The sequence below is a fragment of the Paenibacillus sp. J31R98 genome, from assembly GCF_056269245.1.
Map to the genome: position 1 here is coordinate 449,071 of NZ_JBWDNO010000003.1, position 20,755 is coordinate 469,825.

Sequence of the window (20,755 nt, forward strand, 5' to 3'; positions counted from 1 at the left end):
GGAGTGTGACACATGCCCGATAATGAGAACGGTAATTCATCCGATTCACAGTCTAACCGCAATCCGCGCTCATCGAACAACAATTCGTCCATCCCGGTCAATCAGGCTCAATTGAACAAAATGAAGCAGCTGCTCGGCCAGTTAGCCGGACTGTTGTCCTCCGTGCTTGCCGCTCCTTCGCCGAGCGGGATCAGGCAGCTGGACGGACTGCTGTACGAGCTTCGAGCGCTGGTTCTGGACATTGATTTCACTCGCTCGGAGCAGGCCGCGCTGCTTGCCCTGCTCGAGAACGAAATCACGCTCGTGGAATCCTCTCCGTTCTCTCCGCTTGGCACCGCAGTAATCAGCACAGATCTACTGAACCTGCTGGGCAGCGTCATTCTGCTGTTCGCGATACTGCCTTCTGATAAAGACGCGCTGGTCTCGCTAATCCGCGCGAATGAGCAGCAGCTTGCGGCTATCTTCGCATTGCTTGGCTCCCAGTTAGGTTCGGTCGGTCCTCCCGGACCACCAGGGCCAGCCGGTCCTGCAGGTTCCCCGGGGACGCCTGGCGCAGCCGGACCTCCTGGGGCGATTGGTCCTGTCGGGCCGGCCGGGGCAGCCGGGGCAGCTGGACCCGCGGGTTCCGCTGGCGCACAGGGGCCGATCGGTCCGACAGGAGCCGGCTTCGAAGGCATTACGACTTTCAATCCTGCTAGTGCGCCGACTTACCCTCTGGGGCAGTCAGTCACGTATGCCGGCAGCACGTACGTTGCTTTGGTGGCTAGTCCAAGCGGCACGCCGGGATCATCGCCGGACTACCTGCTAATTGCAGCTTCCGGCGCGAATGGTTCGACAGGCTCGACGGGCGGCGCCGGAAGCACAGGTGCAACAGGCGCTCCTGGAGCAACAGGAACCGCAGGTTCCACGGGTGCGACTGGATTGAGAGGCGCGACGGGGACAACTGGCGCAACGGGAGTTGGGGTAACGGGCGGCACGGGTTCGGCTGGGGCCACGGGTAATACGGGGGTGCCTGGCACCACAGGGGCGACCGGATTGACTGGCGCAACGGGAGCAGGGACAACTGGAGCAACAGGCAACACGGGATCGGATGGAGCTACTGGTTCAACAGGGGCGACGGGTTCGACGGGAGCGACTGGAGCTGGAACGACAGGGGCGACGGGGAACACTGGCGCTGATGGAGCGACTGGAGACACCGGCGCGACGGGAGACACTGGCGCCACGGGGGCGACCGGAGTTGGTACGACAGGAGCACCGGGCAGTACTGGCGCTGATGGCGCGACGGGCTCGACTGGTTCGACGGGAGAGACTGGTGCCACGGGCGCTACCGGAGCTGGAACGACCGGAGCTACGGGTAGCACTGGCGCTGATGGCGCGACTGGCTCTACCGGCGCGACGGGAGACACTGGCGCCACGGGGGCGACCGGAGTTGGTACGACAGGAGCACCGGGCAGTACTGGCGCTGATGGCGCGACGGGCTCGACGGGCTCGACTGGTTCGACGGGAGAGACTGGTGCCACGGGCGCTACCGGAGCTGGAACGACCGGAGCAGCGGGAAGCACTGGCGCTGATGGCGCGACTGGTTCGACTGGGGCGACCGGCGAGACTGGCGCCACGGGCGCTACTGGAGCTGGAACGACCGGAGCTACGGGTAGTACTGGCGCTGATGGCGCGATTGGCTCTACCGGCGCGACGGGAGACACTGGCGCCACGGGGGCGACCGGAGTTGGTACGACAGGAGCACCGGGAAGCACTGGCGCTGATGGCGCGACTGGATCTACCGGCGCGACGGGAGAGACTGGTGCCACGGGCGCTACTGGAGCTGGAACGACCGGAGCAACGGGATTACCTGGCGCTGATGGCGCGATTGGCTCGACTGGGGCAACGGGATTACCTGGCGCCACGGGTGCGACCGGTGCTGGAACGACCGGAGCAACGGGCAGTACTGGCGCCGATGGGGCGACCGGATCGACTGGTTCGACGGGAGAGACTGGTGCCACGGGGGCGACCGGAGTTGGAACGACCGGAGCACCGGGCAGTACTGGGGCTGATGGAGCGACTGGATCTACTGGTTCGACGGGAGAGACTGGTGCCACTGGCGCGACCGGAGTTGGAACGACCGGAGCAACTGGTAGTACTGGCGCCGATGGGGCTACGGGTGCCACTGGTGCGACAGGCGCTGGCGCGACGGGGGCTACTGGAGACACTGGCGCTACTGGCGTAGGTCTCACAGGTATCACTGCCTTTAACCCAGCCAATGCACCTACTTACCCTGCCGGCCAGGTCGTTACTTCCGATGGTAGCACCTATATTGCCTTGATTGATGCTCCAACTGGTACGCCGGGAACTTCGCCTGATTATCTATTACTGTCCGCTGCCGGAGCGACTGGATCTACTGGAGGTACCGGGGCTACTGGCTCAACCGGTGACGCAGGCGTAACTGGAGCTACGGGCGCTAATGGGGCTACGGGCTCGACAGGCGCTGGACTTGAAGGCATTACAGCTTTCAATCCTGCCAACGCTCCGACCTACCCTGCTGGTCAAGTCGTTACTTCAGACGGCAGCACTTATATCGCCTTGATTGCTGCTCCAACTGGCACACCTGAATCTTCTCCGGACTATCTGTTACTGTCCGCTGCCGGAGCGACTGGAAGTACAGGGGCTACGGGTGCCACTGGCGCTACAGGGGCTACGGGCTCGACTGGCGCTGGACTTGAAGGCATTACGGCCTTCAATCCTGCCAATGCTCCGACCTACCCTGCCGGTCAAGTCGTTACTTCCGAAGGCAGCACCTATATTGCTTTGATCGCTGCTCCGACTGGCACGCCGGGATCTTCTCCGGACTATCTGTTGCTGTCCGCTGCCGGAGCGACTGGAAGTACAGGTGCTACGGGGACTGGAATAACCGGTGCTACAGGAAATACCGGTACAACTGGAAGCACTGGCGCTTCCGGAACGACAGGATTAACAGGTGCTACAGGTGCCACGGGCGCTACCGGGGCTACTGGAGCGACAGGCACTGGACTTGAAGGCATCACTGCTTTCAACCCTGCCAATGCTCCGACTTACCCTGCCGGTCAAGTCGTTACTTCAGACGGCAGCACTTACATCGCCTTGATTGCTGCTCCGACTGGCACACCGGGATCTTCTCCGGATTATCTGTTACTGTCCGCTGCCGGGGCTACCGGAGCAACTGGTGTAACTGGTTCGACCGGCTCCACAGGTGCTGGACTCGAAGGCATCACAGCATTCAACCCTGCTAACGCTCCAACCTATCCTGCCGGTCAAGTCGTTACTTCAGGCGGCAGCACCTATATTGCCTTGATCGCTGCTCCAACGGGTACACCGGGATCTTCAGCGGATTACTTGCTGCTTGCCGCCGCCGGCGCAACAGGTGCTAATGGGGCGACTGGCGCTACGGGTAGCACTGGCACGGCTGGAGCTACTGGCTCAACCGGCGCTACTGGTAGCACCGGTTCGACTGGAACAACCGGTTCGACTGGCGCCACTGGTACTACTGGTGTAACCGGTTCGACCGGCTCCACAGGTGCTGGACTTGAAGGCATCACAGCTTTCAACCCTGCCAACGCTCCGACCTACCCTGCCGGCCAAGTCGTTACTTCCGATGGCAGCACCTATATTGCTTTGGTCCCTGCTCCAACAGGTACACCGGGATCTTCAGCGGATTACTTGCTGCTTGCCGCCGCCGGCGCAACAGGTGCTAATGGGGCGACTGGCGCTACGGGTAGCACTGGCACGGCTGGAGCTACTGGCTCAACCGGCGCTACTGGTAGCACCGGTTCGACTGGAACAACCGGTTCGACTGGCGCCACTGGTACTACTGGCGTTACCGGAGCTACCGGCGCCACAGGCGTTGGACTTGAAGGCATCACAGCATTCAACCCTGCTAACGCTCCAACCTATCCTGCCGGTCAAGTCGTTACTTCAGGCGGCAGCACCTATATTGCTTTGATAGCCGCTCCAACAGGTACACCGGGATCTTCAGCGGATTACTTGCTGCTTGCCGCTGCCGGCGCAACAGGTGCTAATGGGGCGACTGGCGCGACTGGCGCTACAGGTAGCACTGGCACGGCTGGAGCTACTGGCTCAACCGGCGCTACTGGCGTCACTGGGGCCACTGGTGTTACTGGGGTAACAGGCGCTACTGGCACGGTTTTCACCAACATTAACAGCTTTGCCGCCAACACCGGCGGCGGGATTGTCGCCGTTGTTCTAGGCGGCACCAACGTTCCTTTGCCGAACAACCAGTTATTAAACGGTGGCATTACTGTAAATGGCGCCAACGATACGTTTACCGTTCCGTCAGCCGGTACGTACATGATCTCCTACCAGGCTAATCTAACCGCAGCGCTCCTACTCAGCACGCGACTCCTAATTAACGGTACTCCGTCCACGCCTTCTATCGTCGCGCCAGTCCTATCCTTGTCAGAATTTAATAATATGGTCATCTTGTCGCTCACCGCGGGCACGACAATCACACTTCAATTCTTCGGCTTGCTGGGAGCCGCAACATTAATCAGTGGAGCCGCTGGTGCGGCGCTGACCATCATTAAGCTCTCTTAACACCAAATAGCCACTTTAATCTGGGAGGTGCACATCGTGCGCCTCTTTTTTTTCACCGCCAAAACGCAAAAAGGCTGCTATTACTTAGCAGCCGTAACCTTACCTTCTTTAATCCTCGAATTCATTCTTCACTTTAGCAGCCGATACAGCGTATCGACGGACTGCATGGCGTATTCCATATGAATAGGCTCGCCCGCTTCGGTCAGCACCAAGCACGGGACACTCGCAACCTTCCACTTCTCACGCAATAGCGGCGCGTAGTTAATATTAATCAACAAGACCGGGGTCGAAATTCCAGTCGCCTCTGCAATCTCGAGCATGCGCAGCCCAACCTTGCACGTCCCGCACAGCGGCGTAAAGAAGAACACCGCCTCCTTGCCCTGCGAAGCAGCTGCCCGCTCCAGCCATTGCTGCTCGGTTATTTCCATCATCGCCATGCCCTACTTTCGTCCGTAATCCGCTTTAATCTCGCCCCAATGCTTCGTTTGCCATTTCAGCACTTTGTTCGAGTACGTATTGGTTTGCAGCCAGCGGACGGCGCGATCGACCATAAGCCAGATTTCGGTGGTGGACTCGTCGCGGACGAGCGTGGAGGAGACACCCTTCTCTCTCACCCACTTGAGCGCATTGACCGAATCGCTGTAGACAGTCTTATTGCTGCCAAGCTTCTTCAGATACGCGAGCCCATGGACGATAGCGAGGAATTCACCGAGATTATTCGTCCCTTTCGAAATTGGCCCCACAGCGAAAATCACTTCGCCGGTTTGCGTATCAACGCCTTTGTACTCAACCGGACCTGGATTGCCATTCGTACCCACATCGACGGAGATGCTGTCGTAGTCAATCTCGCCGATCTCTTCAGCGGACGGAGACTTGCGCTTGTAGAAGGAGCTCTTGCCGCCCGAATTACCGCCCCCGCTACCACCAGCACCAGCACCAGCACTAGCGCCTGAGCTGCCTTGTCCCCAATGCTTCTTCCAGCCGCCCTGATACGCTTCTTCTGCGGCCGAGCGGCTCTCGTACGACTTGAACTTCGCATCGTCGAACCCGTTTGTCTGCAGCTGGCAATCTGCCCAGCTTGTATATACGCCTGGTTTGCGTCCGACCCAGACGACATAGAATTTCTGCTTCGCCATTAGACACCTTCTTTCATCAATAATACATCGCACAATTGCATCCGGTTTCGGCCCGATTGCTTAGCCTGATAGAGAGCGGTGTCCGCCTGCCGAATCAGCATATCCAGTTCGTCGCCAGCCGATGGCGTGAAGGATGTTACGCCTGCACTAATGGTAACGACAGGGCTGACAAGTGATGCACGGTGCGGAATCTCAAGCGCCTTCACTGCCTCGCACAACCGGACGCCGATACCTGCAGCATCTTCTGCACCCGTCTCTGGCAGCAAAATAATAAATTCTTCCCCGCCATACCGGGCTGCGTATCCGCCCAGCGGCTGGGCTATCTTATCGAGCATATCTGCCGTCAGCTTCAAGCAGCTGTCGCCTTCTTGATGACCATAAGTATCATTATACGCTTTAAAATAATCGATGTCGCACAGGATGATCGATAGCGGAAGCCCTCCCTGCACGGCGAGATCCCACTCCTTCTCCATCATTTCATCGAAGAATCTGCGGTTCGCAATGCCGGTCAAACCATCAAGCGACACGAGCTTCATCAGCTGCATATTCGACTCCTGCAATTGCTGCTCTGCCGCCTTACGCTCCGTAATATCGCGGAAAATAATAATAACCGAAGGTGCGTCTTGGTACAACATATAAGCCGCCGTAACTTCTACGTCGATCGGCTCGCCGCTTAGCTTCATATATCTACTCTCGTATGGGCTTAGCACACCCTTCGTATCAAGGACTTGCTGAAGATGCTGCCTTGCTCTGCTCCGAAATTCACGATGGACGTTCTCGTGAATCGGCCTTGCCAAGAAGTCTTCCAGGCTGGAACCGCCGAGCACCGTCATCGCCTTCTTGTTCATAAACACAATCTGCCGGTTCGTAACAACGAAGATGGCATCCGGAGACAGCTCAACCAGCTGGCGGTAGCGGGACTCGCTCTCCAGTAGCGCCTGCTCCGCTTTCTTGCGCTCGGTAATATCGCTGCCTGCGCCGATCAATTCGACCGTTTCGCCGTTCTCGATAACCGGCGTAATACTGTTCAGGTACGTAAGCCCATTCAAGCCGGATTCATACTGCACGACCTCTCCCGCCCATGCGCGGTCGTAGATGTCGCGAATATAGTCTTGCCGATGCGGCGGAATCAAATCTTCCATTCGCTTGCCGACATCAGCTTGCGTCAGGCCTAGCATGTAGTACAGCTTGCCTTCAAACATTAGGTAACGGTATTCCCCGTTAATCTTCTTCACTTTAAACGTAATCCCCTGCTGACTGCGCAGCAAATCCGTATACTCCAGCTGCATGGATCTGAGCTTGGCCTGAACGTGATAAAAGCGGCTCCACATGAGAGCCGCTGTAAGTAAACTTATGAAAGTGAGCACTATAACAATCCAAATCAACATGATGTTAGGCACCTGCTTGGTATATTCGGGTTTATCGTCAATTCGTTATTTGACTGTTTATTCGACGAAAGTTTCGTAAATCCTCTAGGTGTCTTCAGTATGCTGTAACCGCCACGCAGATGGATAGGGCGAATGAATGATGGTGTCGATCTTGTTGTTTGAACTTTTCCATTCGCCTCATCCAACGACGTTGTTCATGCTGGCTGACTTCTAACCCGCGTGGCGGTTACTTTTCTTAGCTGCTTCGTCAGTATAACAAGCAATTGTTAGATTTTTTCACGGAAATGTATACATCTTGCACAAATTTTACTCACACTTTATTTACAATTATTAATGGCTGAAGAAAACGATCTGAATAAAGAACAAGACGGCGAACAGATAGAAGATCGGATGCACGTCTCTCGCTTTGCCGCGAACGAGCTTCAGTACCGGATAGACGATGAAGCCGATGCCAATGCCTGTTGCGATGCTATAGGTCAGCGGCATAAGAACGACGATCAGGAATGCCGGGAACGCTTCTTCAAGATCGCTCCAGTCAATCTTCCGCAGCACGTTCAGCATCAAGAATCCAACAATAATAAGCGCCGGAGCCGTAATCGCAGGAATGCTCGCCAGCACAGAAATAATCGGCGAGAAGAACAAGGTTGCGGCAAGCAGCACGCTGACAACGACAGCCGTAAGGCCTGTCCGTCCGCCAACCGCTACCCCTGCGCTCGATTCGATATAAGCCGAAGTCGGGCTTGTGCCGAGCAGCGCGCCGACAGAAGTGCCCACAGCATCAGCTAGCAATGCGCCTTGGGAGCGTGGGAATTTGTTGTCCTTGAGCAGCCCCGCCTGCTCTGCAACGCCGAGCATCGTGCCCGTCGTATCGAATAGCGTAATCAGCAGGAAGGTGAATATAACCGAGTACAGGCCTTGCGTAAACACGCTGCCGATATCAAGCTGGAACGCCGTTGCATTCAAGCCGCTAGGCAGGGAGACAATAGTATCCGGCATATGCAGCTGACCGGAGAAATAAGCAATTATTGCTGTAATGAGCATGCCAACGAACAGAAAGCCTTTAACCCCATATGCCATAAGAATGAGAGATACGATAAGGCCGACGACGGTAAGCAGTGTCATAGGCTCCGTAAGATCGCCTAGTGTAAGCAGCGTTGCTGGGGAAGCTACGATAACCTTCGCATTTTGCAAGCCGATGAATGTAATGAACAGACCGATCCCCGCTGTAATCGCATGCTTGAGACTCGATGGAATCGCATCTAGCAGCATATATCGGAATGGAGTGAGCGACAGCAGAACGAACAGCACGCCCCCAATGAAGACAGCGCCAAGCGCAACCTGCCAAGAGAATCCGCTTCCGCCAACGACCGTGTAGGCAAAATAAGCGTTCAGCCCCATACCGGGAGCGAGTACAATCGGATAGTTCGAGAATAGACCCATAATAAGCGTAGCCGTTACGCTAGCAAGCACCGTCGCTATGAATACGCCGTGAAAATCCATGCCAGCCTCGCTCAGAATGCCCGGGTTCACAATGACAATGTACACCATCGTCAAGAACGTCGTAATGCCGGCAATGACTTCGGTGCCAACCGTCGTCCCTCTTTCTTTCAGCTTAAACAGCTTGTCCATTGAAGTAATGCGCCTCCTGTATCCAATTCAAGTAAAATTAGCATCCCCCAAATAAAAAAACCTAACCTCGGGCACAGGGGTACACGTATAGACGTATCCTGTGCTCGTAGTTAGGATTCTTCGGCTCCTTGTAGAAACCCTCAAACCATATTATTGAGGATATACGAACATGCTTGGCAGATTATTTAGTTAGGCAAAACCTTTACTAGATTAATGGTTAATGCACACAGTGTCAATGGTTTTTGTATGATTTTAACGAAAATTCCCGAACTATGAGGAGCACGAAAGGACAATCGTTCGGATTTCAATAAATGGCGAACATTAGTTCCATCTGTCCATCACAAAGCTGATATAATAGAGAGCAAGCTGTAATTATCGCTCATAGGAGATACGACGAACGATGATGATGAATCTGGAATATACGATTGACGATGCACAGTGGCAGCTGCTGCTGGAGCAAGTTGCGAGATATTTTGACGACCTGACGATAAAACGAGGATTTCAATATTATAAGCAAGGTGCTGTCCTTAGCGTAACGATGCCGCAGGCGGATCTGTTGAAGGCTGTGGTTGAAGGCGGCGAGCATTACTCGGTGTCGTTGGAGCTGCCGGGGCTAGAGCAGCGCTCCTGCACCTGTCCGGCGAGCAAGGGCTGCAAGCATATGACTGCTGCACTGCTTCAATATGCTGCGCTGCAAGAGCGGCCAGTTCCCGCTCTCGTGAATGCGGCTACGGCGGTACGCGCTGGGAGTACGGCTGGCAAGGCGAGCAGCGGCGGGAAGAATGTCGCGGGTCCGATGAAACCTGCCAAACCATCGGTCACAGCAGATGAATTGGAGAAGATGGAGGTATCCGCGTGGCATCAGTTGTTCGCTCGTGCGCTCGGGCCGATCAACCAGCATGCGAGGTCTATGCATGAAGCGAGGGAGATTTTGACGGCGATTCATGAGCTTAAGCCTCCGTTATCGCTACTCATGGATCAGCTGTACGAGCTGCACGCGCATTTGTTTGCGCTGGAGAAGCTGGTCAAGCCTGCGCAGGAGGATTGGCGCCATTCGGGCTTGTTCATGGGCTACCACACCCAGCTCGCCATGGATGAGCTGCTGGAAGTGACGATGCGCGGATTCGCTCAGAAGCTCTCTATTGCGGAAGAGTCGGAGCTATGGCCTCGCATCACGGAAACGCTCGCGTACTTGCGTGAGCAGATGCTGAAAGAAGATAAGAGCTTGAACTGCTTCTCCAAGCTGTATCACGCCTGCTGGCGGCACTGGCTGAAGCCGAATCTCGCTGGGACGCGGCGCGGGTTAATTGAGGAAGAGCTGCGGCAGCTAGAGGCGGCAAAAGCAGAGATGGGCAATGCACTGTCCAAGCTGCCGTGGACGTTTGCCCAAAGCTTAATGTACTTATATTTGGAGCAAGATGAGGAAGCATGGAAGCTTCTTCGAGATGCGGGCATGCTGCTGCCAGGACAGGCTACGCTGCTGTTCGAGGCACTCTCGCAAGAGCAGGCTTGGTCGAGGCTGGCCAACTGGCTCGTAGAGCTCGGCCCGATGCTCGGCAGCTTCCGCACAGATGAACTCGACGGCACCTATGGCGATTATTGGGGTGCCGTACTGACGCATGTGCCGGATGCGGAGCCGCGCATGTGGACGACGCTTGCGTCAATGCTGCCTTATTCGCGCAAGCTCTATGAGGAAGCACTCGTTGCGCACGGCAAGTGGCGCCAGTGGATCGACTACCATATGAGCAGCGGCCGCGAGCCGCTCGACTTCCGAGCTACGATGCTGAAGCCGATTGAGAAGGATGCGCCGGAGCTGCTGCTCCCCTTCTACCATCAGGCCGTGGAGCGCTACGTGCTGCTGAAGAATCGCGACAGCTACAAAGCAGCGGTGAAGCTGCTGAAGCGATTGCTTAAGTTGTATCGCAAGCAGAAGCAAGAGCCGCGCTGGGAGCAATTCATTACGGCCTTCGCCTCCCGTCATAGCCGCCTTCGGGCATTGCAGGAAGAACTGCGGAGAGGAGATCTGCTGCCATGAGTTCATATACGGACACGTTGAATATTCAAGTGAGTCTGACCGAGCATGGCGATGCGCTCATCTACGGGACCAACGCGTCAGGCGGGTATGTGCCTGGCATGGTGGTGAAGCAGCGGCTGTTCGCTTGGCATGAGCCCTCCTTCTACGGCACCGAGCTGGAGATCGAGAAAGTGCAGGAGCTGGAGCTTGTCGTCCTCCCTTCAGAGCAGGTCATTCCCTTCTTCGCCGAGCGGCATTTGCTCACGCATATCGAATGGGTATGGGATGGCGACGCGGCGAAACTCGCGGATCTCGCGCCGCTTGTGGCTGCGAGCATCGACGCGCGTTCCTTCGTCCCGAGCTTTGCCGCTTACCGCAAAGGAAAGCTGGCGTGGAGTTGGGACGAGAGTGCGCTTGAATCCGCTGCGGCTGCGAAGCTGCGCAAGGTACTAGATGTGCGCGGCAAGGTCGGAATAGCAGGGCAGCGTAGCGGTGGCTACGGCAGCGAGCATGATGATGGCGGGAGCTGGAGTGACGATGGCGGGAACAGCAGCAGCGAAGAAGATGGCAGCTTCGCTGACGGGCTTCGCGCGGCGTACTCCGCCGCCGTGTTCGAGCGCTACTTCGGCAGCGAGGAAGCGTCCGCGGATTTGCGCCGCGATTATCCGCTGCTGTTCGCGCGGGAGCGCGGCGGTATTGCAGCGGCCGGCATGGACGCGCGCACATGGCTAGTCGCTATCGGCTGGAAGGCGGACACGGCGCCGTTCCGGCCGCTGCTGCAGCTGCTGGAGCCGGCTCTAGAAGAAGACGGCGGCGCCAGCGAGGCTTGGCGTCTTCAGCTCGTGCTGCAGGATCGGCACGAGCCATCCATGCTTGCGCCGGCGCGGCTGACGCTCGCCGGCGAAGCGCTTGGTTCGTGGCCGGCGACATGGTCGGCGCACGTGCATGAGCGTTCCGCCGCGTGGCTGTCGCAGCTGCAGGCGAATTTGCCTGCAGCGCGGCTCGCTGGTGGCGGCAGCGATTTGTTGAACAGCCCGCTCAGCGATGCCGAGGCATGGCAGTTCTTGAGCGAGGACAGCCAGCGGCTGCTTGCGGCTGGCTGGCAAGTACTGCTTCCCGGCTGGTGGGAAGCAGCCAGCAAGCGTAAACCGCGCCTGCGAGCGAAGGTCCGCTCCGGCGAGGGTGAACAGAAGGGCGGCAAGGGCGGCGGCGGTGGCTCGCTGTTCGGGCTCGATTCGCTCATTGATTTCGACTGGCGCATTGCGATTGGCGACAGCGATCTGACCGAGGACGAATTCGCCGAGCTTGTCGCCCGCGGCGAGCGGCTCGTCCGGTTCCGCGGCGAATGGGTGCCGCTTGATCCGGCGCTCATTGCCCAGATTCGCAGCGCGATGGCGCGTGTTGGCAAGAAGAAAGGCTTATCGTTCCAAGAGGTGCTTCAGCTGCATTTGCTTAGCGGTAATGCCGGCCAATGGGCGCGGCGAGCGAAGGATGAGGAAAAGGATTCTTCGAATGAAGGTGCAGATCAGCGCTCTGAGGAACAAATCCAGCTTGAAGTCGAGCTGAACGAGCATATGACGAAGCTTATCGCTCAGCTGACGCAACAGACCGATTGGCCGGTGGTCGAAATACCTGCCGGGCTGCATGCTGAGCTGCGCAGCTATCAGAAGGACGGCTTCGCTTGGCTTGCTTTTCTGCGCCGCTTCGGGCTTGGCGCTTGCCTCGCCGACGATATGGGCCTTGGCAAGACCGTTCAGTTCATTACCTACTTGCTCCATGTGAAAGAGCAAGCTGAACATGGCGGATCGCGAGGCCCAGCCCTGCTCATCTGCCCGACATCCGTCCTTGGCAACTGGCAGAAGGAGCTGCGCAAGTTCGCGCCATCGCTGCGCATTCTGCTGCATTACGGCAGCAAGCGGCTCACTGGCGATTCGTTCTGCGAGGCTTCGCTGGAGGCCGACATCGTGCTCACCTCCTTCGCGACAGCCGCGCTCGATCAAGAGACCATCAGCAGCTTCCATTGGTCGGCGATCTGTCTGGATGAGGCGCAGAACATCAAGAACGCCGGAACGAAGCAGTCTGTAGCCGTGCGCAGCTTCCGCGCCAAGCACCGCATTGCGCTGACAGGTACGCCGATCGAGAACAGGCTGTCGGAGCTATGGTCGATCTATGATTTCATCAATCCGGGGTATCTCGGTAGTGCGCGCAGCTTCAACGAGCAGTTCGCGCAGGCAATCGAGCGGGAACGCGACGAGGAGCGGACGCAGGAGCTGCAGAAGCTTGTGAAGCCATTCATGCTGCGCCGCAAGAAGAAGGATCCTTCAATTCAGCTCGACTTGCCGGATAAGAACGAGATGAAGACATACATTCATCTTACCGCCGAGCAAGGGGCGCTGTATGATCAGACCGTTAACCAGCTGATGGAGCAGGTAGCGAAGATGGAAGGCATTGAGCGCAAAGGTGCGATCCTCTCCGCGCTGACTCAACTGAAGCAGCTGTGCGATCATCCGATGCTGCTGACGAAGGAGCCGATTCCAGAGGTTAGCGAGAGCGGCGAATTCGAAGAGAGCGAATCGCTCATCACCCGCTCCGCCAAGCTGGAGAGATTGCTCGCGATGGTGCGAGAGCTGCGAGAGGAAGGCGAGCGTTGTTTGATTTTCACGCAGTATATCGGCATGGGCCAAATGCTGCAAAGGGTGCTATCGCATGAGCTGCAGGAGCAGGTTCTCTATCTGCACGGCGGTACGTCGAAGACGGCGCGCGACCGAATGATTGATCAGTTCCAATCGCAGACGCTGCCTGCGGATGAACAGCCGAATGTGTTCATTCTATCTATCAAGGCAGGCGGTGTCGGACTCAATCTGACGGCGGCTAACCATGTGTTCCACTTTGACCGCTGGTGGAATCCGGCTGTTGAGAACCAGGCGACGGACCGTGCGTACCGGATGGGCCAGACCCGCGATGTGCAGGTGCATAAGTTCATCTCGCTCGGCACGCTAGAGGAGCGGATTGACGAGATGCTCGTGAGCAAGCAGCAGCTGAGCGATAACGTCATCACAAGCTCAGAAGGCTGGATTACCGAGCTGTCGACTGACGCGCTGAAGGATTTGTTCACGCTGCGACGTGATTATATCGATAGCTGATTGCATAGAAAAGGACCGCTATGGCGGCCGCTTCCGGAGTACCCGAGAAAGAGGTCATTGAGACTTCCTCTCGGGTACTTTTTCTTGTTTGTATATCGTTCTCGGGGCTCGCTAACGGATTACAGACGCCTTATTTGAGTGAAAAAGCCGTCTTTGGGAATGTAACGAATCCTAGAGTCGCTATTTCGTTGAAATCCACCATTCTCGGCTCAGAAGTTTTGCAAATAACGACGCTGGAGTCCGTTAGATTTTTTTCGATGCTGATTTTGAACGAATAAGGTGTGTACGATCCGTTAGCCCGGCGAGTGGCTGTGGCAGCAGCCTAGTCATGCGCTAGCGCTTCATTAAACCAGATGCAGCTGCTCCGCTGGACCTCCCTACTTCACCTCAACCGCAAAATAATACTCCGCATTCCCCTGGTCCAAGAACCATTCGCAGTGGATGCTGTATTGGTAGATGCCCTTCTCCTTGGGGACGTAATACGAGTCGCCGGTGAACCCTTGGCTCATGTTGGTCAGCGTCAGCTCCTTAATCCGCTCAGGCGCTTTAATTTGAATCTGCGAACCGCCGCTCACCACGACTGGCTCCATCTGAGGAATGGAGGCATCTACGCTTTGGCAGGTTGCGGAATCCGCTCCAGCTGGCTGGCACCAGGTATAGCTGCTTAGCTTCACCTTCATGGGGGCTCCGTCTACGGTTACACCCGGCACTGGCGGTTTCCCCTCTTTGATCCACTGCGACTTCACCGTATGAGCCTGCTGCTCAGAGCGTTCTTCGTTGCTGTCATTCCCCACGATATAGCCGCCGTAAAATGCACACCCGAGCATAATCAAGATAATGAACGCCATTAACCCTCTCTCACGCATCTTTCGTCCCCCCTTTACCACCAAAGACGGCGAAGGCAAGGGTAAGGTTGCAACTCAGCTGTTCACTCACTCGAACACGCCAAAAAGACCGCTTGCAGGCGGTCTTATGTAATAATCAGCACAATCTATGCCTTCTCTACCTTAAAAACAAACTTCCACTTCGCCGTATTGCCGGAGTACCTGCCGCGATTCTCGACGACAGTGATGTTTAGCGCTTTGGTGATGCTTTTGCCGATGGAGGAAACCTTGACTGATGTAGCAGCAGCGCCGTTATCCGGATACTTATCTTGTTCCTGAGCCTCTGCTTTAAGGTTAACGGAGCCGGAAGCGCTAATGTTCAGAGTGACGGATCGACTTACGCCAAGCTCCTTGCCATTCACGTAGCCGCCGCTCCACCATTCATTGCCTACATGGTTGTTCGAAACCATCGAGGCGCTGACTAACGTCACTTTAACCTTCACCGTCTTGCCCGCAGCCGACAGCGATGGCGCTGATACTACCACAATCAGAATCAAACAAAACAAACTTTGCAACAGCTTCTTATACACCGAAATTTCACCCTCCCCAGGATATCCAGATTCCTGAATGTACCACATTAGGGAGAGTTATTACATTTCTATTTTTTCATCTTAGGGGGTAGCATCTGCTACTCTTCCACGCCGACTAAGCCCTCTCAATTCCAAACAAAAAAAGACGCCCTTCAAGGCGTCTCTTTCTCTGTTTCTTTTAATCTTCACACTCCATATTTCACTTCAAACTGCGCACTCTCCACCCATTCACCGCGTTCGAAGTCTCTTCCTCTCACCAACACACGGTCTGCGTACACCTCGACATAGAAGCCCTGGCTGCCGTCTTTATGCTCGTCCTCGTCTGTCCATAAGTAAGCAACCGAAGCTGCATTGAACATCGCCGGAAGTTTGCCGCCGCCATCGAAATACGTATGCGGTGCATCAAGTTCCCAGTGCGTATGTCCGGTGAACATGATCGCCTGCCGATGCTTCGCCAGCACCGCTTTGAGCTCCTCATCCTGTGTTACGCCATACCAATTCTGTGCTTCCAAGGAGCCAGCTACTGTATTTTTGAGCGGTTGGTGCAGGAAGACGAACACAGGCTTATCCGGTGCAGCCTCTTCACCGAGCTTGGTGTCCAGCCAAGACAGCTGCTCCTCCGACAGTGTGCAGTACAGGCCAATGCCCTCTTCTGTCCCGAGAAAAATAAAATGATACCCGCCGACCCAATGGTCATGGTACATTCCTGTCATCCCTGTCTGAGACATGAAGAGAGGAATGCATCGCTCCCAATCATCGCAGATATCATGGTTGCCGCTCGTCACGTACAGTGGAGGCAGCCCTTCCTCATTGCTCTGCCATATCTGCCGAAACGTCTCATACTCCACCTGCTCGCCGTTATCCGTCACGTCACCGGAATGCATAATGCCGCAGCTCTCCGGCGCCATCGCCTTGATGTCCTTCAGCGCACGGTCCAAATTCCGATTATGCTCGTGCTCCATGTCCGCCACAATATGCGTATCCGTGATGACCTGGAACGATAAGAGCAGCTTCTCGTCTCTTCCTTCCACCTGCTTATCCCCCTCCGCTGCTTGTAACTTTGAGTCCGATTACTCCGACCAGAATGACACCGATCCATAGAAGCGAAGACATCGGCAGCCGTTCATTAAAAATAAAAAAGCCTGCGAGCGTAATCAGCACGATGCCGACACCCGACCATACCGCGTACACGACACTTACTTGCAAATAGCCGAGCGCATAGTTAATGAGCGTGAAACTCGCGGCATAGCAGACAAACATAAGTATGGAGGGCACCAACTTCGTAAAGCTAGCCGACAGCTTCATAGAGATCGTGCCCGACAATTCAAGTGCAATCGCAATCGCTAGCAGTATCCAGCCCATCGCCGTCTCACCTTTCATCTGTGCCATGAGCGAACCCAAGCTCTTCGTAGGAAATAATGATGGCATCTGCATCAGGCAGCTTGGACGCAGCAGCCCCGCTCTCTGGAGCGATGCCGATCGCAACCGTCGCCCCGGCAAGGCTAGCCATGCGCATATCGCCATTCGTATCGCCGATGACCGCCGCTTCCGAAGGCTGAATATCAAGCTCTCGGCAAGCTAGCTCTACCATATCGGGGAATGGCTTGCCTCGCTCCACTAGATCCGTGCCGATAATGGCATCGAAATACGTGGTCAACCCGAGCCATTCCAGATGCTTCACGGCAGCAGCCGTCTCATCGGCGGTCACGACCGCAAGCTTCAGCCCTTGCTCGCGGCATAGCGATAGAAACTCTACTACACCAGGCAATGCTTGCGCCGAACGGACCGCGTCCAGCTGCTGATCCGCGTGCTGTCTGCAATGCTGCACAGCCATCTTCGCCTCTGCCCAAGACATCCCTGCCTGGTAGCCCTGCCAGGCCAGGATGGCAACCAAGTCTTCAATCGTGCCCATCGCGAGCGGACCGTTCCGGTCGTAATCGACGATAGCGCTGCCCTCATGGCGCGTGCCCCACAGAGACGCGATATCCACGTTCATCGGCGGAAGCTCCCGCGCCTTCAGTTGATTCGCGAACTCGGCAAGCATATGCTCACTCCACTTGCCCCATGTATGGATGAAATCGATGAGCGTTCCGTCCTTATCGAACAGGATCGCCTTAATGGGATAGGTCACACCTGCTGCTATTAAATTCGCCACACCATTTCCCTCCTCTTTTCACTAACTATACGATAAGGAGTGTTAAACGTTCAATATATTTTTAATTTGTGAGTTAAATAGCCAAATATAGAGTGATAATCATAAGTATTCAATATTAATTGAACGAATAGAACGTAGTCATTCCCATTCTGCTCGCCAGTTTGGTATAATTCGACTTAATTGAACGGTGGTTTCGTGAAGGGCGGTAAAAGATGAAGAAAGCGACATCGGGGAAAATGAAAGAACCGAGCTCGAAGCGCGAGGAAATCCGGGCGAAGGTCATTGATGCGATTGCTCAAACGATGGACTTATATGGCGTTAATTATTCATTCGGTCAATTATACGGCATCCTGTTCTTCGAGGATCGTCCGATGACGCTCGACGATATGCAGGCAAGCATGAATATGAGCAAGAGCAACATGAGCTATGCCGTCCGCTCGCTAATGGATTCCAAGATGGTGTCCAAACTCGAAGAGAAAGCCGACCGCAAAGACTTATACGCGGCGGAAACCGACTTCTTCAAAGCGTTCCAGCTGTTCTTTGCCTCGAAGCTGCAGCGAGAAATTGATGTGATGAAAGCCGCGATTGAGCCTGTCATCGAGCCATTGTCGGAGACAATTCTTGCGCTCGAGACGAGCGAAGAGGAGCGGAAGCTATGCTTGCAGGACTTGCATAAGCTGCGCCATGCGGTCCGCTATTACGAATGGCTGCAGCAGTTCGTGGACAAGCTGCAGGACGGCCAATTCTTCGATGGCAAGCAGATCGGGGAGAGCTGAGAGTGCAGAATTCGTACTCTCAGCATGAATATCGGCCGTATGCCAGCCCCTAATACTCCATTTTCCGCTCGAACGCCTGCAAGTTCATCTCGCCTTTAATGAAGAGACGTTTCAAAAGTAATGGATTTTGCGACGAAGTCGTCATGCCGTCATCGAACGTGAATGCATACGTATAGCCGCTTTCAGCCACAATATCTACTGTCTCTGCACTGCGCAGTCCGTACGGATACGCAATGACATTCGCAGGTACCGGCAGATGCTTCTCAAGGTCTTGCTTGGAACCGGCAATTTCTTCGCGCTGTCCCTCCGCCTTATGAAGCGGCAAGTAAGGATGCGTCCGCGTATGAGACATGATGTCCCAACCCGCACGGTACAGCTCCCCCGCTTCATTCCAGTTCATATAACTTCCCCCGCCAACCCAGCTTGTAACGAGGAACTCCGTCGCTGTGAACCCGTATTTGCTTAGAATCGGATAAGCATTCGTGAAGTTGTCTTGATAGCCGTCGTCGAACGTGATGAGCACCATCTTGCCGTCATTCTTCAGCTTGCCCTTCATGAGCTGGTCGAATTGCTCCAAACTGATGCTTCGGTAGCCATGCTCGTGAAGCGACTTCACCTGTGCCTGGAATTCTGCCGTGCTGACGATATATTCACCTGTCTTCGCGTTCGTTATGGAATGGTAGCAAAGCACCGGAATTTTCACCTCATCCGCTGAGCCAGGCGAAGCAACGGCGACCGCTTTCTTGAAGACGAGCAGCTGATCGACGGTTACGGTAAGCGATGCGAGCATAAACATGCCGATCGCAATCATTAAATATAGCTTTGTTCTGCGCAAAAGCACTCGGATGCACCTCTTATCAAATACTAAATATAATCAAACATAACCAAACCATACTAATTATAAAATAAACCATTCAAAATGCTAGTGATCTATGTTACGATACATTACATAATTACTAGATTGAATGGAGTGACTTCTTTAATGAAACGCCCTGCTCTTGTCATACTTGTTCCGACAATACTCCTCATGATTATAGCGCTCTCCGCGTGTCAGTCGTCCGGTTCTTCCAAGAAAGTCGAGCTGACCGTCTCCGCCGCAGCCAGTCTGAAAGATAGCCTCACAGAAATTGAGAGCAGCTATGAAGCCAGCCATCCGAAGATCGATCTCAAATTCAACTTCGGCGCGTCCGGCACATTGCAGAAACAGATCGAGCAAGGAGCCCCGGCTGACCTGTTCATCTCGGCAGGAAGCAAGCAGATGGATGCTCTAGTCGATGAGAAACTCATTAGCAAGCGTACAGCTCTGCTGTATAATGAACTGGTTATGATTGTGCCGGCTGACTCTAGCAGCACATTCACTTCTATAGATCAGCTGACGACTTCCACAGTCAGAACGATTGCGATTGGCGAGCCGCAGACCGTCCCAGCCGGGCAATACGCGAAGGATATGTTCAGTACGATGAAACTTTGGGATTCGCTTGAGTCTAAAGTGGTCTACGGCAAAGATGTTCGTCAAGTGCTCACATATGTCGAAACCGGCAATGCCGACGCAGGCTTTGTATATAAGACAGACGCACTCACTTCCAAGAAAGTAAAGATCGCTATTGACGATAATCCTGCGTTGCATCAACCAATCGTCTACCCTGCAGGCATCGTCGCAGAAACAAAACATGCCAAGGAAGCCGCTGACTTCTACGAGTATTTGCAATCTAGCGATGCGGATGCAGTATTCGCAAAGTACGGCTTCAAACTGTCATAATCTATTTCCTAGGATGATCATTCATGGACTGGCCTACGTTCTTTGAACCGATACAGCTCTCGATTCAAATATCGCTCATTGCGAGCATCGTTATGCTGCTGCTCGCCTCCATCATCGCGTGGCGGATGGCCAAAGCTCGTTTCATCGGCCGGAGCATCGTCGATGCGCTCCTTATGCTCCCGCTCGTGCTGCCGCCGACGGTCATCGGTTTCCTGCTGCTCGTTGCGCTTGGGCGCAGAAGCTGGCTTGGGAAGCTGTATGAATCGCTGTTCGGCGGTCCGATTATTTTCACATGGCAATCGGCTGTTATTGCAGCAGTCGTGGTCGCCTTCCCGCTTGCTTATCGTACAATGAAAGCCGGCTTCGAGGGAATAGACCCTTCACTGGAAAATGCGGCAAGAGTTTACGGTGCTTCGGAATGGCAGGTGTTCCGCTACATCACGTTCCCGCTCGCCTTCCGTTCGGTAACAACCGGCTACATTCTTGGATTTGCAAGAGGACTTGGCGAATTCGGTGCGACGCTGATGATTGCGGGCAATATTCCCGGCCGAACGCAGACGATTCCGACAGCGATCTACGTCGCGATGGACGGCGGAAGCATGAAGCTCGCTTGGGCTTGGGCCGGCTCCATGGTGCTGCTGTCGTTCATCATGCTGCTCGCGGTGAATCGAATAACGAAAGAATAATAAATAACGAAAGAATATGGAGAATGCCCTTCGCGCGCGGTACTTGACCGCAGCTTGCGAAGGGCATTGTT

The 20,755-nt window shown here is 55.2% G+C and carries 16 protein-coding genes and 1 riboswitch; of the genes, 6 read left to right on the forward strand and 10 right to left on the reverse strand.

The genetic code is table 11. From position 1 onward, the window contains the following. Positions 1 to 12: 12 nt before the first annotated feature. Positions 13 to 4,584: a BclA C-terminal domain-containing protein gene (locus AC0YNX_RS15640; RefSeq protein WP_475816601.1), complete on the forward strand. Its 4,572-nt coding sequence runs from the start codon at positions 13 to 15 to the stop codon at positions 4,582 to 4,584. 128 nt (positions 4,585 to 4,712) lie between these two features. Here the strand turns inward: AC0YNX_RS15640 and AC0YNX_RS15645 are convergent, their stop codons facing one another. From AC0YNX_RS15645 to AC0YNX_RS15660, 4 genes are all read right to left on the reverse strand, one after another. Further along, a complete protein-coding gene (locus AC0YNX_RS15645) occupies positions 4,713 to 5,021 on the reverse strand; it encodes a thioredoxin family protein (protein WP_475816602.1) in 309 nt (102 codons plus the stop codon). Between the two features lie 3 nt (positions 5,022 to 5,024). Continuing rightward, positions 5,025 to 5,720, reverse strand: a complete 696-nt coding sequence (rnhA, locus tag AC0YNX_RS15650; protein ID WP_475816603.1) for a ribonuclease H — start codon at positions 5,718 to 5,720, stop codon at positions 5,025 to 5,027. Continuing rightward, positions 5,720 to 7,009 carry a sensor domain-containing diguanylate cyclase gene (locus AC0YNX_RS15655; protein ID WP_475816604.1) on the reverse strand — a complete coding sequence of 430 codons (1,290 nt, stop codon included), beginning with the start codon at positions 7,007 to 7,009 and terminating at the stop codon, positions 5,720 to 5,722. Before AC0YNX_RS15655 ends, rnhA begins: the two co-directional genes overlap by 1 nt. A 429-nt stretch (positions 7,010 to 7,438) precedes the next feature. Continuing rightward, the gene (locus tag AC0YNX_RS15660) at positions 7,439 to 8,737 is read right to left on the reverse strand and encodes an NCS2 family permease (protein WP_475816605.1); all 1,299 of its coding nucleotides are present in this window, start codon (positions 8,735 to 8,737) and stop codon (positions 7,439 to 7,441) included. An 87-nt stretch (positions 8,738 to 8,824) separates the two neighbouring features. Next, positions 8,825 to 8,924: riboswitch (purine riboswitch) on the reverse strand. 213 nt (positions 8,925 to 9,137) lie between these two features. Here AC0YNX_RS15660 and AC0YNX_RS15665 point away from each other — a divergent pair. Then, positions 9,138 to 10,772, forward strand: coding sequence for an SWIM zinc finger family protein (locus tag AC0YNX_RS15665; protein WP_475816606.1), 1,635 nt, complete (start codon positions 9,138 to 9,140; stop codon positions 10,770 to 10,772). Continuing rightward, positions 10,769 to 13,894 carry a DEAD/DEAH box helicase gene (locus AC0YNX_RS15670; RefSeq protein ID WP_475816607.1) on the forward strand — a complete coding sequence of 1,042 codons (3,126 nt, stop codon included), beginning with the start codon at positions 10,769 to 10,771 and terminating at the stop codon, positions 13,892 to 13,894. Before AC0YNX_RS15665 ends, AC0YNX_RS15670 begins: the two co-directional genes overlap by 4 nt. A 377-nt stretch (positions 13,895 to 14,271) precedes the next feature. On the opposite strand, the gene AC0YNX_RS15675 is transcribed toward AC0YNX_RS15670, so the two are convergent. The 5 genes from AC0YNX_RS15675 to AC0YNX_RS15695 form a co-directional block, all read right to left on the reverse strand. Further along, positions 14,272 to 14,760 (reverse strand): hypothetical protein, encoded by a 489-nt coding sequence (locus tag AC0YNX_RS15675; RefSeq protein ID WP_475816608.1) that lies wholly within the window; start codon positions 14,758 to 14,760, stop codon positions 14,272 to 14,274. Positions 14,761 to 14,885: 125 nt separating this feature from the next. After that, a complete protein-coding gene (locus AC0YNX_RS15680; RefSeq protein ID WP_475816609.1) occupies positions 14,886 to 15,263 on the reverse strand; it encodes a hypothetical protein in 378 nt (125 codons plus the stop codon). Positions 15,264 to 15,493: 230 nt separating this feature from the next. Further along, on the reverse strand, positions 15,494 to 16,339 hold the full coding sequence (locus AC0YNX_RS15685) for a metallophosphoesterase family protein (protein WP_475816610.1): 846 nt from the start codon (positions 16,337 to 16,339) through the stop codon (positions 15,494 to 15,496). A 4-nt stretch (positions 16,340 to 16,343) separates the two neighbouring features. Then, a complete protein-coding gene (locus tag AC0YNX_RS15690; RefSeq protein WP_475816778.1) occupies positions 16,344 to 16,688 on the reverse strand; it encodes a DMT family transporter in 345 nt (114 codons plus the stop codon). Beyond that, entirely contained in the window at positions 16,678 to 17,463 is a 786-nt protein-coding gene (locus AC0YNX_RS15695) for an HAD family hydrolase (protein WP_475816611.1), read from the reverse strand. The genes AC0YNX_RS15690 and AC0YNX_RS15695 overlap by 11 nt, the downstream gene beginning before the upstream one ends. 212 nt (positions 17,464 to 17,675) lie before the next feature. Between AC0YNX_RS15695 and AC0YNX_RS15700 the strand changes: the two genes are divergently transcribed. Further along, positions 17,676 to 18,239, forward strand: coding sequence for a GbsR/MarR family transcriptional regulator (locus AC0YNX_RS15700; protein ID WP_475816612.1), 564 nt, complete (start codon positions 17,676 to 17,678; stop codon positions 18,237 to 18,239). A 49-nt stretch (positions 18,240 to 18,288) separates the two neighbouring features. Here AC0YNX_RS15700 and AC0YNX_RS15705 read toward each other — a convergent pair whose 3' ends face one another. Then, the gene (locus tag AC0YNX_RS15705) at positions 18,289 to 19,050 is read right to left on the reverse strand and encodes a polysaccharide deacetylase family protein (RefSeq protein ID WP_475816613.1); all 762 of its coding nucleotides are present in this window, start codon (positions 19,048 to 19,050) and stop codon (positions 18,289 to 18,291) included. 171 nt (positions 19,051 to 19,221) lie between these two features. Here AC0YNX_RS15705 and modA point away from each other — a divergent pair, with 171 nt between their 5' ends. Together modA and modB are read left to right on the forward strand one after the other, a co-directional pair. After that, positions 19,222 to 19,998 carry a molybdate ABC transporter substrate-binding protein gene (gene modA, locus AC0YNX_RS15710; RefSeq protein WP_475816614.1) on the forward strand — a complete coding sequence of 259 codons (777 nt, stop codon included), beginning with the start codon at positions 19,222 to 19,224 and terminating at the stop codon, positions 19,996 to 19,998. A 23-nt stretch (positions 19,999 to 20,021) separates the two neighbouring features. Next, a complete protein-coding gene (modB, locus tag AC0YNX_RS15715) occupies positions 20,022 to 20,684 on the forward strand; it encodes a molybdate ABC transporter permease subunit (protein ID WP_475816615.1) in 663 nt (220 codons plus the stop codon). Positions 20,685 to 20,755 lie beyond the last annotated feature (71 nt).

Excerpts from the sequence above, each read along its gene's own strand:
- AC0YNX_RS15690 (WP_475816778.1), bottom strand. The coding sequence starts at position 16,688 with ATGAAAGGTGAGACGGCGATGGGCTGGATACTGCTAGCGATTGCGATT.
- rnhA (WP_475816603.1), bottom strand. The coding sequence starts at position 5,720 with ATGGCGAAGCAGAAATTCTATGTCGTCTGGGTCGGACGCAAACCAGGC.
- AC0YNX_RS15640 (WP_475816601.1), top strand. The coding sequence starts at position 13 with ATGCCCGATAATGAGAACGGTAATTCATCCGATTCACAGTCTAACCGC.
- AC0YNX_RS15645 (WP_475816602.1), bottom strand. The coding sequence starts at position 5,021 with ATGGCGATGATGGAAATAACCGAGCAGCAATGGCTGGAGCGGGCAGCT.
- AC0YNX_RS15700 (WP_475816612.1), top strand. The coding sequence starts at position 17,676 with ATGAAGAAAGCGACATCGGGGAAAATGAAAGAACCGAGCTCGAAGCGC.
- modA (WP_475816614.1), top strand. The coding sequence starts at position 19,222 with ATGAAACGCCCTGCTCTTGTCATACTTGTTCCGACAATACTCCTCATG.
- AC0YNX_RS15665 (WP_475816606.1), top strand. The coding sequence starts at position 9,138 with ATGATGATGAATCTGGAATATACGATTGACGATGCACAGTGGCAGCTG.
- AC0YNX_RS15660 (WP_475816605.1), bottom strand. The coding sequence starts at position 8,737 with ATGGACAAGCTGTTTAAGCTGAAAGAAAGAGGGACGACGGTTGGCACC.
- AC0YNX_RS15670 (WP_475816607.1), top strand. The coding sequence starts at position 10,769 with ATGAGTTCATATACGGACACGTTGAATATTCAAGTGAGTCTGACCGAG.
- modB (WP_475816615.1), top strand. The coding sequence starts at position 20,022 with ATGGACTGGCCTACGTTCTTTGAACCGATACAGCTCTCGATTCAAATA.
- AC0YNX_RS15705 (WP_475816613.1), bottom strand. The coding sequence starts at position 19,050 with ATGATTGCGATCGGCATGTTTATGCTCGCATCGCTTACCGTAACCGTC.
- AC0YNX_RS15675 (WP_475816608.1), bottom strand. The coding sequence starts at position 14,760 with ATGCGTGAGAGAGGGTTAATGGCGTTCATTATCTTGATTATGCTCGGG.
- AC0YNX_RS15655 (WP_475816604.1), bottom strand. The coding sequence starts at position 7,009 with ATGCAGCTGGAGTATACGGATTTGCTGCGCAGTCAGCAGGGGATTACG.